General features: G+C 72.5%; 9 protein-coding genes. 4 read left to right on the top strand and 5 right to left on the bottom strand.

Going from position 1 to position 12,902, the window contains the following annotated elements; translation table 11 throughout:
* Position 1 precedes the first annotated feature (1 nt).
* Positions 2-2,008: an ATP-binding cassette domain-containing protein gene (locus tag QWI33_RS23725; protein ID WP_289959438.1), complete on the top strand. Its 2,007-nt coding sequence runs from the start codon at positions 2-4 to the stop codon at positions 2,006-2,008.
* On the opposite strand, the gene QWI33_RS23720 is transcribed toward QWI33_RS23725, so the two are convergent.
* The 5 genes from QWI33_RS23720 to QWI33_RS23700 all read right to left on the bottom strand — a co-directional run bounded on the left by QWI33_RS23720 (position 1,987) and on the right by QWI33_RS23700 (position 7,822).
* On the bottom strand, positions 1,987-2,589 hold the full coding sequence (locus tag QWI33_RS23720; RefSeq protein ID WP_289959437.1) for a response regulator transcription factor: 603 nt from the start codon (positions 2,587-2,589) through the stop codon (positions 1,987-1,989). The two genes, QWI33_RS23725 and QWI33_RS23720, sit on opposite strands and share 22 nt — an antisense overlap.
* Positions 2,590-2,854: 265 nt before the next feature.
* The gene (locus QWI33_RS23715; protein ID WP_289959436.1) at positions 2,855-3,550 is read right to left on the bottom strand and encodes a DedA family protein; all 696 of its coding nucleotides are present in this window, start codon (positions 3,548-3,550) and stop codon (positions 2,855-2,857) included.
* A gap of 70 nt (positions 3,551-3,620) precedes the next feature.
* A complete protein-coding gene (locus QWI33_RS23710) occupies positions 3,621-5,864 on the bottom strand; it encodes an MMPL family transporter (RefSeq protein ID WP_289959435.1) in 2,244 nt (747 codons plus the stop codon).
* A gap of 217 nt (positions 5,865-6,081) precedes the next feature.
* Entirely contained in the window at positions 6,082-6,708 is a 627-nt protein-coding gene (locus tag QWI33_RS23705; RefSeq protein WP_289959434.1) for an acyl-CoA-like ligand-binding transcription factor, read from the bottom strand.
* Positions 6,709-6,796: 88 nt separating this feature from the next.
* On the bottom strand, positions 6,797-7,822 hold the full coding sequence (locus QWI33_RS23700; RefSeq protein WP_289959433.1) for a lactonase family protein: 1,026 nt from the start codon (positions 7,820-7,822) through the stop codon (positions 6,797-6,799).
* A gap of 115 nt (positions 7,823-7,937) precedes the next feature.
* Here QWI33_RS23700 and msrB point away from each other — a divergent pair, with 115 nt between their 5' ends.
* The 3 genes from msrB to hrpB all read left to right on the top strand — a co-directional run bounded on the left by msrB (position 7,938) and on the right by hrpB (position 12,895).
* Positions 7,938-8,348, top strand: a complete 411-nt coding sequence (gene msrB, locus QWI33_RS23695) for a peptide-methionine (R)-S-oxide reductase MsrB (RefSeq protein WP_289959432.1) — start codon at positions 7,938-7,940, stop codon at positions 8,346-8,348.
* Positions 8,349-8,525: 177 nt separating this feature from the next.
* Positions 8,526-10,133: a serine/threonine protein kinase gene (locus tag QWI33_RS23690; protein WP_289959431.1), complete on the top strand. Its 1,608-nt coding sequence runs from the start codon at positions 8,526-8,528 to the stop codon at positions 10,131-10,133.
* 92 nt (positions 10,134-10,225) lie between these two features.
* Positions 10,226-12,895: an ATP-dependent helicase HrpB gene (hrpB, locus tag QWI33_RS23685; protein ID WP_289959430.1), complete on the top strand. Its 2,670-nt coding sequence runs from the start codon at positions 10,226-10,228 to the stop codon at positions 12,893-12,895.
* The last annotated feature ends 7 nt before the right edge of the window (positions 12,896-12,902 follow it).

Here is a 12,902-nt window from a genome sequence, read left to right as displayed (position 1 = left end):
CATGAGGGCCGTCCTGCGCTACGCCGCTTCCGGACTCCGGCCGAGGGCCCTGCTCGCGCTCTTCCTCTGGTCGATTCCCGAGACGCTCCCGACCGCGCTCTTCGGGCTCATGGTCGCGCGCGCCCTCGACGACGGGTTCCTCGCCGGTCGCCCTTGGACCGGCGTCGCCTGGCTCGGCGGGCTCATGGCCGCCGCAGTCGTCGGCGCGTTCGGCACCCGCGGGCTCTACGCGACCCTCGGCGCCACAGTGGAGCCGTTCCGGGACCGCCTGGTGCGCCATGTGATAGGTCACGCGCTGCAGGACTCCGTGGCCGGTCGACCCGACACGGGCGCCGTCTCCCGCCTCGCCCGACAGGTCGAGATCGCCCGCGACTCCTACGCGGGCGTGGTGCTCGCCGTTCGCGGATGCCTCGTCACCGCAGTCGGTGTCACCGTGGGCCTGCTTGCGCTCGATCCGCGCCTCGCGCTGTTCGTGCTGCCGCCGTTCCTGCTGGGGCTGTTCGCCTTCATCGCGACGATCGGCTTCGCCGCCGCGCGGCACCGCCGCGCCGCCGAGGCCGATGAGCGCATGGCCGAACGCGTCGGCCAGGTCGCGGCCGCCGCGACCGACCTCACCGGCTGCGGCGGCGAAGCGTACGGCGAGGCGTTCACCGCCGGACCGATCGAGCGGCTCGCCGCCGCCGAGCGGGCACTGGCCGGCGCGGCGGCGCTGCGCGCCATGTGCTTCGCGGTTGGCGGCTGGCTGCCGCTCCTGGCCGTCCTCGCCGCCGCACCGTGGCTCGCCGACCGCGGGCTCACGGCAGGAGCGCTCACCGGGGCGCTGCTCTACGTGCTCACCGGCATCCAACCCGCCCTCAACACCCTCGTCAGCGGCCTCGGCAACAGCGGCCTGCGCCTCTGCGTCGCCCTGGGCCGCATTCTCGACGACCGCTCGCACACGTCGGCCCATCCCAGCGACCGCGCCGACGCCCCGGCCGCCACTGCCACTGCCACTGCCACTGCCACTGCCACTGCCACTGCCACTGCCACTGCCACTGCCGAACTGTCACACCCCCGCGCCACACTCGAACCGGGGGGCCCTGCGATCCGAAACACCCGACCCCAGGGAACAGACGACCTCGAATTGTCGGACCCTCACGACACCATCGAACCGGGGGCAGTCCAGTTCGGACACACCCGGCCCCGGGGGCAGGACGAACCGACCCGATACCCCGGCAATCAACCGCCCGCGCTCACCGCACAAGGCCTCAGCTTCGCCTACGGCCCGCACGCCTCACCGGCCGTCGACGACCTCGACCTCACCGTCCCCGAAGGCGACCACCTCGCGATCATCGGCCCCAGCGGCATCGGCAAGTCCACCCTGGCCGCGCTCCTCTGCGGCCTCCTGCGACCCGACGCGGGCGCGGTCGCCTACGGCCGCACCGACGCCGCCGCCTTCACCCCGGCCGAACTCGCCAAGCGCCGCGTGCTCATCCCCCAGGAGGCGTACGTCTTCACCGGCACCGCCCGCGACAACCTGCGATACCTCGACCCGGACGCCTCCGACCCCGAACTCGCCGCAGCACTCGCCGCCGTAGGCGCCGCGGCCCTGGTCGACCGGCTCGGCGGGCTCGACGCGGTGCTCGATCCGCGCCGGCTCTCGGCCGGGGAACGGCAGCTCATCGCACTCGCCCGCGCCTACCGCTCCCCCGCCCCGATCGCCGTCCTCGACGAGGCCACCTGCCATCTCGACCCGGCCGCCGAGGCCCGCGCCGAGGCGGCCTTCGCCGCCCGCGGCACCCTCCTCGTCATCGCCCACCGCGCGAGCTCCGCGATGCGGGCCCGCCGGCTCCTCGTCCTCGACGGCGGCAGCGCCGCCATCGGCGACCACGAGCACCTGCGCGGCGCGTCACCGCTGTACCGGAGCCTGCTGGCGCACTGGGGCGACGAGCACCCGGCCGCGCCGGATCCGCTGCCGCCCAAGGCGACGGCCCGGGTCACCGCGGGTCAGATCCAGCCCGCCTCTTGAGCGATGCGCACCGCGTCGATGCGGCTGCGCGCCCCCGACTTGTGGATCGCGTTCGACAGGTAGTTGCGGACCGTCTCCACCCGCAGGAACAGCTGTTCCGCGATCTCCCGCGTGGTCGCGCCCGTCCCGACGTGGCTCAGGACCTCCCGCTCCCGCTTCGTGAGCGGGTTGCTCCGGGCGCGCATGGCCGCCAGCGCGATCGTCCCGTCGATCACGGCCTCGCCGCCGGTGAGGCGGTGGATCGCGTCGATGAGCCGTTCGAAGGTCGCCCCGGTGGTCATGAAGCCGACACGCGGCGCGAGCCGGGTCAGGTCTTCGGAGAGGCCTGCGGTGCGGGTGGGGTCGACGAGGAGCAGCACGCTCATGTCGGGCAGTGCCGCGCAGAGGGCTTCGGCGCGTTCGGGCGGCAGTAAACCGGTGTCGTGGACGAGGACGTCGGGCTGCAGGCGCAAGGCCGCCGCCAGCGCGTCTTCATCGCGTTCGGCGCCGTCGATGAGGCTGATGCCCTGCTCGCCGGACAGTCCTCGGCTCAGTGCCGTCTGCCAGAGGCATTGGTCGTGCTGGACGAGTACGCGGATCATGGACTCCCACCTGTGTCACCTTCACAAGTCCCTGCCGACACCCACCCGTAGTGTCCGGGATCCTGGCACAAGCCTCAGGGTACCGGTCCGCAAAGGACACTAAACACGAGGAAATGTCAGATCAGTGACAAATCGTGATCGCGGGTGACATTGACACATCGCAATGTCCCGAAAAACCCCAGAAAGGCCCGTCCGGGTCCGGCCGTGATTGCAGCCGGCCTCGGACAGGCCCTTGTGGAGTGTGACATGTGATATGCCACCGGTTTCAGGCGGCGCGTGCCGCCGTTCCGCTCGCGTCGTCGGTGCCGGCGGCCGGCGAGGGCGGCTCGGCGACCGCGGGTGCCGCCGTGATCGCGAGGACCGTGGCGGTGTCGCCCGGCTGGTCGGGGTGGGTGTGCTGCCAGCGGCGGGCGAGCCAGCCGAGGAACAGCCCCACGGCCGCCATGGTGACGACCGAGCCGACGAGCGACTGCAGTCCCGGTCCGGCGATCCAGGCGATCGCCAGGCCCAGGCCGACCGAGTACACGGCCCACAGGACCCCGCCGAGCGCGGCCATGCGCGCGTAGGGCGGCTTGGCGGTGCCGGCCGCCGCCCACGCCAGCGCGGTGCGCCCGGCGGGCAGGAACCGCGCCACCATCGTCGTCCGGTACGGGTGGTCGCCGATGGTGCGCTGCAGGAGCGTCTCGAGTTTCAGGGCGGTGCCGGTCACGAGCCCGCGCACGGCGCGCGGGCTGCGGCGGGCGAGGCCCGCGCGCAGCGTACGGAACAGCCGGTAGCCCAGGAATTCGCCGAGCCAGGAGGCGACGGCGGCCCCGACGAGCAGCACGCCGATGAGGAGCGGGTTGCCGAAGACGAGTCCGGCGGCGGCGGTCACGAGCGTCGCGCTCGGAAGCATGGGGACGAAGAAGTCCGCGACCACCATGCCGATGAGGATGAGCATCGCCCAGAAGAAGACCGTCATGGGTCCCCCCGTTCACCGAGTGCCGGAGGGGACCGGGCCGGGGGTCGGCCCGGTCCCCTTCAGGCATCGGCTACTTGGACGCTCCGACGAGCTCGCGCTCGTCTTCGCGCGGGGCGTCCTTGGTGAGGTGCTCCTGGAGCTTGTCCCCTTCGACGTCCACGTTCGGCAGGATGCGGTCGAGCCACTTGGGGATCCACCACGAGCCGCGGCCGATGAGGGCCATGATCGCGGGGATGATCGCCATGCGGACCACGAACGCGTCGAAGATGACGGCCGCGGCCAGCGCGAAGCCCATCGAGGCGATGAGCGCTTCACCGCTGAAGATGAACGCCGCGAAGACGCTGATCATGATGAGCGCGGCGGCGACCACGACCCGCGAGGAGTGGCCGTAGCCCTCCACGATGGCCTGCTTCGGGTCGGCGCCGTGCACGTAGGCTTCGCGGACGCGGGTCACCAGGAAGATCTGGTAGTCCATCGCGAGGCCGAAGACGAGGCCGATCATGAGGATCGGCATCATCGACATGATCGGGCCGGGCTGGTCGACGTTGAACAGCTCGGCGCCCCAGCCCCACTGGAAGACCGCGACGAGTGCGCCGAGGGCGGCGAACACGCTGAGCATGAAGCCGAGCGTCGCCATGATCGGCACGAGGATGGAGCGGAACACCAGCAGCAGGATGAGTGCCGCGAGGCCGACGACGATGAGCATGTACGGCAGCAGCGCGTCGTTGAGGTTGTCGGAGATGTCGATGTTCAGCGCGGTGGCGCCGGTGACCGACCAGTTCGCGTCGGTGTCGTCGGCGAGGGCGCCGCGGATCTCGTGCACGAGTTCGTTGGTGGCGTGGTCGGACGGTCCGGTCTCCGGGATGAGGGTGACCATGACGGTGTCCATGTCGGCGTTCGGGAACGCCTGGCCGACGACGGCGATGCCGTCGATGCCGCCCAGCTCTTCGGTGATGTTCTGCGCGGCGGTCATCGCGTCGACGCCGTCTTCGAGGTCGCCGACGATGATGAGCTGGCCGTTGAAGCCTTCGCCGAAGCCTTCGCTGACGAGGTCGTACGCCTGGCGCTGGGTGGTGTCCTCGCCGGAGGAGCCGGCGTCGGGCAGGCCCAGTTCGAGGTCGAGCGCCGGGTAGGCGAGCGTGCCGAGGCCGATGATGCCGACCAGGGCGACGAGGATCGGGTGGCGGGTGATGAACCCGGCCCAGCGCTTGCCGCCGTTGGGCTTGGCGTCGTGCAGCCCTTCGGCGATGCGGCGGCGCTGCCGCTTGGTGAAGATCCGCTTCCCGGCGAACCCGGCGAAGGCCGGGAGCAGGGTGACGGCGATGAGCACGGCGATGACGACGGTGACGGCGGCGGCCACGGCCATCTCGGTGAGGAACGGGATGTTCACGACCGAGAGGCCCAGGAGCGCGATCACGACGGTGAGGCCGGCGAAGAACACGGCGGAGCCGGCGGTGCCGACGGAGCGGCCCATGGCCTCGGCGCGGGCGCGCTTGTCGTCGACGCGGCCGTCCGCGGCGAGTTCGTTGCGGTAGCGCGAGAGGATGAACAGCGCGTAGTCGATGCCCACGGCGAGGCCGATCATGGAGGCCAGGGTGCCGGTGGACTCGCTGACGTTCATGAAGGAGGTCGCGGCGAGGATGCCCGCGGTGGTGAGCATGACGCCGAGGACCGCGGTGATGATCGGCAGGCCCGCCGCGAGGAGGGCGCCGAAGGTGACGACGAGGACGACCAGGGCGACGCCGATGCCGATGAGCTCGGTCGTGCCGGTCTCGGGCATCGGCTGGAGGACGTCGCCGCCGACCTCGACGCGGACGCCCGCGTCCTCGGTGTCGGCGATGGCGTCTTCGAGGTAGTGGATGGTGCCCTCGTCGAGCTCCATGGCGGGCTCGGCGTAGGTGACCTGCATGACGGCGATGTTCTGGCCGTCCGCCGAGATCATCCCGATCGGGTTGCCCGCTTCGTCGACGGCGAAGGGGCTGGTGACCGCGGCGATCTGCGGCGAGTCGAGCATGTGGGCGGCGAGGTCGTCGATGACGGCCTTGTTCGCGTCCGCGGTGAGCGGTTCGCCGTTCTCGGACTCGAACACGATCTGGGCGGTGCCGCCGTCGGCGTTCGCGTCGGGGAAGCGTGCTTCGAGGAGGTCGAAGGCCTCCTGGGATTCGGTGCCGGGCAGGACGAACTCGGGGTTCGTCTCCTGCTGCATGGTCGCCGCGGCGGTGAGGACGCCGCCGAGGACGAGGACCCAGACGGCGAGGACGAGCCATCGCAGTCTGAAGGACCCTCTGCCGAGGCGGTAGAGGAAGGTGGCCACGCTGGGTGCTCCTTACAGGTTCACCTTCCGGCTCCGCCGCCTGGTGGCGTTCGAGGGGTCCGTCGATACCGGGCGGTGCCGTCGCACGGCAGCGCCTTTGAACGACGTGACCCTCGGCGCCTGTTGGGTGTGCGGCGGCGGGGCCGGTCGGCTCGGGTGGTGTTCGCCGGCGTCTTCGGCGGCGGGTTTCCTGGTGTGTTGCGGCTATGGGGTGTGGTTATGCGTCTGGTTCGGGGCCGTCGGCGAGGGGGCGGGCGATGCCGGCCTCCATCTGCGCGAACGCCTGGGTGATGGCTTCGGCGAGGGTGCGGCCGCGGGGGTTGGCGATCCAGTCCTCGTTGGAGATCTTCATGGCGATCAGGGCGCTGCCGAGCATGAGCCGCGGGTAGGGGTCCTCGGTGCTGCGCCCGGTGGCTTCGGCGACGATCGCGAGGAGTTCGGTGAACAGCTCCATGAACTGGCCGGCCTGGACCTTGATGAGTTCGGGCGAGCTGTGGATGAGCTCTTCGCGGCACTGCATCTGGGTGATGTCGAAGCGCTCGTCGATGCGCAGGCCGACGCAGGCGTCGCGCAGGGCGTCCCAGACGGGCTGCCGCGCGGCGCGATCGCGCACCGCGGCGATGAACTCCCCGGTGATCTCGTTGAAGTCGTAGAGGAAGGCCGCTTCCTTGCTGGGGAAGTAGTTGTGGAAGGTGCGGGTGGACACCCCGGCTCGCGCCGCGATCTCGTCGGCGGCGACCGCCTCGAGACCGCCCTTCTCCAGGGCCAGGCGGAGCGTGGCGTCGCTGAGGGCCGCCTTGGTGGCGGCCTTCTTGCGTTCGCGGAGTCCGGTCTGGTCGGTCATGAGCCAACCCTAGTGGGGGTTGCTCATGTTCACAAGATGCAGATGAAGAAATTTTGCAGCAGGCGCAAATTTTCCTGGTGGGAAGCGTTTATGTGAGCGGAGCCACGCAGGTGGCGCCGGGGACGGTCCACTCGGTCACCGGCTCGGACGCGCCCGTCGGATCGACCCGGACGACCTCGCCGGAGTGCTGGCAGGCCACGAGCAGCGTCCCGTCCGGGGTGAGCACGGCGTCCCGCGGCCACGTGCCGCCGACGGGGACCGAGCGGAGGAGCGAGCCGTCCGCGGGGTCCACGGTGGCGACCTGGTCGGGGCCGCGAACGGTGACGTACACCAGGCCGCGCTCGGGGTCGGGGACGACGGCGGCCGGCAGCGGGCGCGGCGCGTCCTCCTCCAGGCCGATGTCGGGCAGGGCCGCGAAGTCGGCGACGTCGCCGGCGGGCAGGGCCACCGGGGAGCGGAAGGAGAAGGTGGCCGAGTCCTCGTCGAAGGAGCCGACCGCGACGGCGTTCGCCAACTCCCCCACCACGATCGCGCGGTCGCCCAGGAACGCCAGGTGACGCGGGCCGAACCCGGGCTCGAGCTCGGTGGACCCGGCCGGCACGAGCTTCCCGGCGTCGCTGAGGTCGAAGGCGTGGATGCGGTCGGATCCGAGGTCGACCGCCAGCACCCGTCCCATGTGACATACCACTTGGTGCGCGTGCGGGCCGGTCTGGCGGTCCGCGTCCGGGCCCGAACCGGCGAGCTTGAAGACGTCGGTGGCCTCGCCGAGCGTGCCGTCCTCGCCGATGGGCAGGACCGCGACCGAGCCGCCTCCTTCGCCGTCGCCGTAGTTGGCGACCAGCAGCCAGCGCCCGGTGGGGTCCACGATGCCGTGGCAGGGGTTGTCGCCGCCGGTGGACTGGCCCTGGCCCGCCCGTTCGAGCGTGAAGTCCTCGCCGAGGCGCCAGGCCGCGGCGAAGCCGGGCTCGGTGTGGGTGAGGGTGTAGACCGCTTCGGGGCCGACGTGGACCCACGTCGGGTTGACCACCGCCGCCGCCGCGCCGAGTCCGTCGGGGCCGGCCACGATGAGCCCGGGGCCGCCTTCAGTGGTGTAGTCGCCTAGGAGGTACCGCATGTGCCCGATCCTAGCGGCTCGCCGCCGCGGGCTCGGGCTCCCCGGCGCTCCGGAACCGGTGCGCGGGACCGGCGGAGGGGAGACGGCACGCGCTCGGGCTCCTACACTTGGGGGCATGGCCGAGGAGAGCAAGACCGACGCGCAGTGGCGCGAGCAGCTCAGCCGCGACGAGTACCGGGTGCTGCGCGAAGGCGGCACCGAGGCGCCGTGGACGGGCGAGTACGTCGACGAGAAGCGACAGGGCGTCTACCGGTGCCGCGCGTGCGGCGCCCGGCTGTTCGCCTCCGACACGAAGTTCGACTCCCGCTGCGGGTGGCCCTCGTTCTGGACGCCGATGGCCGGTGACAGCGTGCGGCTGCTCGAGGACGACAGCCTCGGCATGCGCCGCACCGAGGTGCGCTGCGCCAACTGCGATTCGCACCTGGGCCACGTGTTCTACGGCGAGGGCTGGGACAACCCCGACGACGCCCGGTTCTGCATCAACTCGATCAGCCTGACCCTGGAGCCGGTCGCCGACACGCAGTGAGCGCGGCGGGCCGGTCGCCTTGGGCCCGAATCGATCAGGGCAGTGCCATATCACATGGCACACGGTGGAGCCGTGCCGAGCGGGCCGCGGTGCGCCCGGACGCCCTCAGGCGGGCTCGCGCCTCCCGACTAAGCTCTCCCACGTCCCCTGCTCCCCGAATCAGAAGCGAGGCCGAGGGTGGAACCCGGGAACCTGATCGCTGGCCGTTACCGCCTAGAGCAGCGCCTCGCCGCGGGCGGCATGGGCGCGGTGTGGCGCGGCACCGACACCCGGCTCAACCGCGTCGTCGCCGTCAAGCTCCTCCATTCGGGGCTGTCCGGCAACGACCGGTTCCGGGCCCGCTTCCACCAGGAGGCGCAGGCCGTCGCCCAGCTCCAGTCGCCGGGGATCGTCAGCCTCTACGACTACGGCGAGGAGCACGCCCCCGAAGGGCTCGTCTCCTACCTCATCATGGAGCTCGTGCGCGGACAGGCGCTCGACACCGTGCTGCGCGAGCGGGGCCGCCTCTCCCCCAACGAGACGCTGAAGATCATGGCGTCGTCGGCCGAGGCGCTCCACATCGCCCACCAGGCCCACATCATCCACCGCGACATCAAGCCGGGGAACCTGCTCGTCGGCTCCGACGGCACCGTCAAGATCGTCGACTTCGGCATCGCCGCCGCCAAGGGCGGCGCGGGGCTGACCGAGACCGGCACCGTCATGGGCACCCTCGCCTACGCCTCGCCCGAGCAGCTCCAGGGCTCGCAGCTCACCGGCGCGACCGACCTGTACTCGCTGGGCATCGTCGGCTACGAATGCCTCGCCGGGCGACCCCCGTTCGCGGGCAACGAGCCGACCGCCGCGATCGCCGGGCACCTCACCGGCCAGCCCGCGCCGCTCCCTCCCGACGTCCCCGCGCCGGTCGCCCAGATCATCATGCGCTGCCTGGCGAAGGACCCCCGCCAGCGATTCGCGTCGGCCGCCGAGCTCGCGCAGGTCTGCAAGTCCGGCGGCATGGGCGGCGGCACGACGGCGATCCTCGCCCCCGCGCCGAACCCGTACCAGTCCGGGCCGTCCCCGCAGTCGTTCCAGCAGTCGCCGTCCACCCAGGTGATGACGCCGGGCGGTGTCGGGGCGATGGCCGCCGGCGTCGCGCCCGCCCACACCTCGGTCCAGCCGGTGCACCACGACGAGTACGGCAGCCCCACCACCGGCCAGTTCGGGGCCGGAGGCCCGCCCGAGCGCCCGCTGCCGCCCCCGCGTGAAGCCGAAGAGCCCAAGCGCAACCCGACCGGCCCGATCCTGGTCGTCGTGGCCGGCATCGCGGTGCTCGTCATCGCCCTGTTCCTGCTGAATCCCTGGGACGACAAGGGCGACGACGGCGACACGACCGCCGGCGAGGACGCGAACGCCACCTCGCAGCCCGAGGCCACCGAGGAGGACACCGAGGTCGCGGAAGAGTCCAGCGACGACTCCGGCGACTCCGAAGAGGACGACTCGGACAACAACAACAACGACGAGGAGGAGGCGAGCTCCGAAGAGGCGACCTCTGAGGAGGCCCCCCATCTCGTCCATATCGACGACTACGTCGGCCAGGACGTCAACGACGCGATCGAGGAGCTCGAAAACGAGGGCTTCACGTCGGTCACCGCGACCCCCACCTCGACCGAGACCGGCGAGTTCGACACCTGCGAGGTGCTCTACCAGAGCCCCGAGGCCGACAGCGAGGTCGGCAAAGAGACCCCGATCGAACTGAGCTACGTGGCCAACGACGCGTCCTGCCCGGACGGCGTCCAGGCCGGCTGATCCGGCGCGGAGCACGCGCGACGCGGATGCAGGTGCGCTCGCTCACCTCGTCCGGTCGCCGGGCGTGACGGGCCTCGGCGAGAATGGTCGGCATGCCGCAACCGCCCGCGCTGCCCGAGCTGCCGATCCGCGACGCCCTGCCTGCGCTCCTGGAGGCCGTGGCGCGCACCGGGACCGCGGTGCTCGCCGCGCCTCCGGGCACCGGCAAGACCACGCTCGCGCCGCTCGCCCTCGCCGGCCTCATACCCGCCGCAGGTGATGCCGCGTCACGCGTGACACGTGACATGCCACAGCGGCGCGTCCTCGTGGCCGAACCGCGGCGGCTCGCCACCCGGGCCGCCGCCGCGCGCATGGCCGCGATCCTCGGCGAGCAGACCGGCGAGCGCGTCGGCTACCAGATCCGGGGCGAGGCGCGCCGGTCCGCCGCCACCCGCGTCGAAGTCGTGACGACCGGGGTCCTCCTCAACCGGCTCATCGCCGACCCCGAGCTCCCCGGCGTCGACCTCGTGGTGCTCGACGAGTGCCATGAGCGCCACCTGGAGACCGACACCGCCTGCGCGTTCCTCGCCGAGACCCGCCGGTTCCTGCGCCCCGAACTCGGCCTGGTCGCCGCCTCCGCGACCGCCGACATCGGCCTCTGGACCGCCCTGCTCGGCGCCGAGGGCGCGCCGGCGCCCGCCGTGAGCTCCGAGCCGATGCGCCACCCCGTCCAGATGCACTGGGCCCCACCGCGAGAGCGCGTCAACGCCCCTGACGGCATGCGGGTCGACCCGAAGTTCCTCGCCCACGTCGCCCGCACGGTCGAACGCGCTCTCGACACGGACGACGGCGACCTCCTGGTCTTCCTCCCCGGCGCCGCCGAGATCCGTCGCGTCGCCGAGCGGTTGTCGCACTTGACCACCGAAAACCTCGGAGTCGATATATATCAATTGCACGGCTCGATTTCGGGGGCCGAGCAGGACCGCGCCCTCACAGCGAGCGCCCACCGCCGCAGGATCGTCCTCGCCACCGACATCGCCGAGTCCAGCCTGACCGTGCCCGGGGTGCGGATCGTGGTCGACGCCGGCCTCGCCCGCCGGCCCCTCGTCGACCACGCCCGCGGGCTGCCGGGGCTGACCACCGCCTACGCCTCCCGGGCCGCCGCCGACCAGCGCGCGGGCCGCGCCGGACGCGAAGGCCCGGGCGCGGTCTGGCGCTGCTGGAGCGAAGCCGAGCACCTCCGCCGATCCGCTCAGCCCGCCCCGGACATCGCCTGCTCCGACCTCACCGCGTTCCGCCTCCAAACCGCCTGCTGGGGCACCCCGGTGGCGGACCTGGCCCTCCCGGGCCCGCCGCCCGCCGGCGCGATCGACGCGGCCGAGGCGACCCTGCGCTCCCTGGGCGCCATCGACGACGAGGGCGCGGCCACCGCTCGCGGCCGGGGCCTCGCCCGCATGGGCGTCCACCCGCGGCTCGCCCGCGCCCTCGTGGACGGTGCCGCGCGCGTGGGCGCCGAGAAGGCCGCCGAAGTCGCCGCGCTCCTCAACCTCGACCGCCGCGCGCAAGGCGACGACCTCCTCGCGCAGTGGCGCCGGCTCCGCACCAGCCGGGACCGACAGTGGGAGTCCGAGGTCAAGCGCCTGGCCAGAGCCTTGTCGAGTGTCCGGGGCGCGGACGGTTCGGACACCGCGCTTCCCCAGGGCCGCACGCCCGCCGCCGATACGTCCGCTTCGCGTTCGACCGGGCGTCGGATCGCGGTCGGCGACGACGAGGCCGCGGCCACCGTCATCGCCCTCGCCTTTCCCGAGCGCGTCGCGAAACGCCAAGGGGGCGCGGCGTTCACACCGATCCAGGGCAGGGCGAACGAGTCGAACCGGCCCGGCCCTTCGGCGAGCGCGGGCCAGTGGCGCACCGTCGCCGGAACCGGCGCGGTCGCCGCCGAAGGGTCCTCGCTCGCCGGGAGCCCGTGGCTCGCCATCGCCGACGCCGACCGCTCCCCCGGCCGCGCCGCCGCGATCATCCGCGCGGCCGTGCCGATCGACGGCGAACTCGCCTGCGACCTGGTGGGCGACAGCACGGCCGACCGCGTCGAGTGGGACCCCGAGCGCCGGGACGTGGCCGCGCGCCGCGTGCGCTCGCTGGGCGCGATCGAGGTGTCCGCGGAGCCGCTGCGCCAGGCCGACCCGGCTCTCGTCGCCGCGGCCCTCGCCGAAGGCCTGCGGCGCGAGGGCCTCGGCCTGCTCCGGTGGTCGGAGGAGTCCAAGCGGCTGCGCGACCGCATGGCGTTCTGCCGCAGGGCGATCGGCGAGCCGTGGGCCGACGTGTCGGACGCCGCGCTCACTGCTGGCACCGACTGGCTGGAGCCGTGGTGGTCCCGGGCCCGGCGCAGGTCCGATGTGGAGCGCATCCCGGTCGGCCAGGCGCTGCGGAACCTCCTGCCGTGGCAGGCGGGCATCGACGACACCGCGCCCGAAGCGCTCAGTGTGCCCACCGGCCGCGAAGCCCGCGTCGACTACTCCGGGGAGACCCCGGTCCTGGCCGTCAAGCTCCAGGAGATGTTCGGCGCCGTGGACACCCCGCGGATCGCGGGCGTGCCGGTGCTCCTGCACCTGCTGAGCCCGGCCGGGCGGCCGCTCGCGGTGACCGCCGACCTCCGCTCGTTCTGGGAAGGGCCCTATCAGGACGTGCGCAAGGAGATGCGCGGCCGCTACCCCAAGCACCCGTGGCCCGAGGACCCCTACTCGGTGGCGCCGACCGCGAGGACCAAGCGGCACCTGCGCTGAACCGGGC

Source organism: Glycomyces tritici (assembly GCF_030403505.1).
This window is presented reverse-complemented; position numbering and strand designations above follow the sequence as displayed.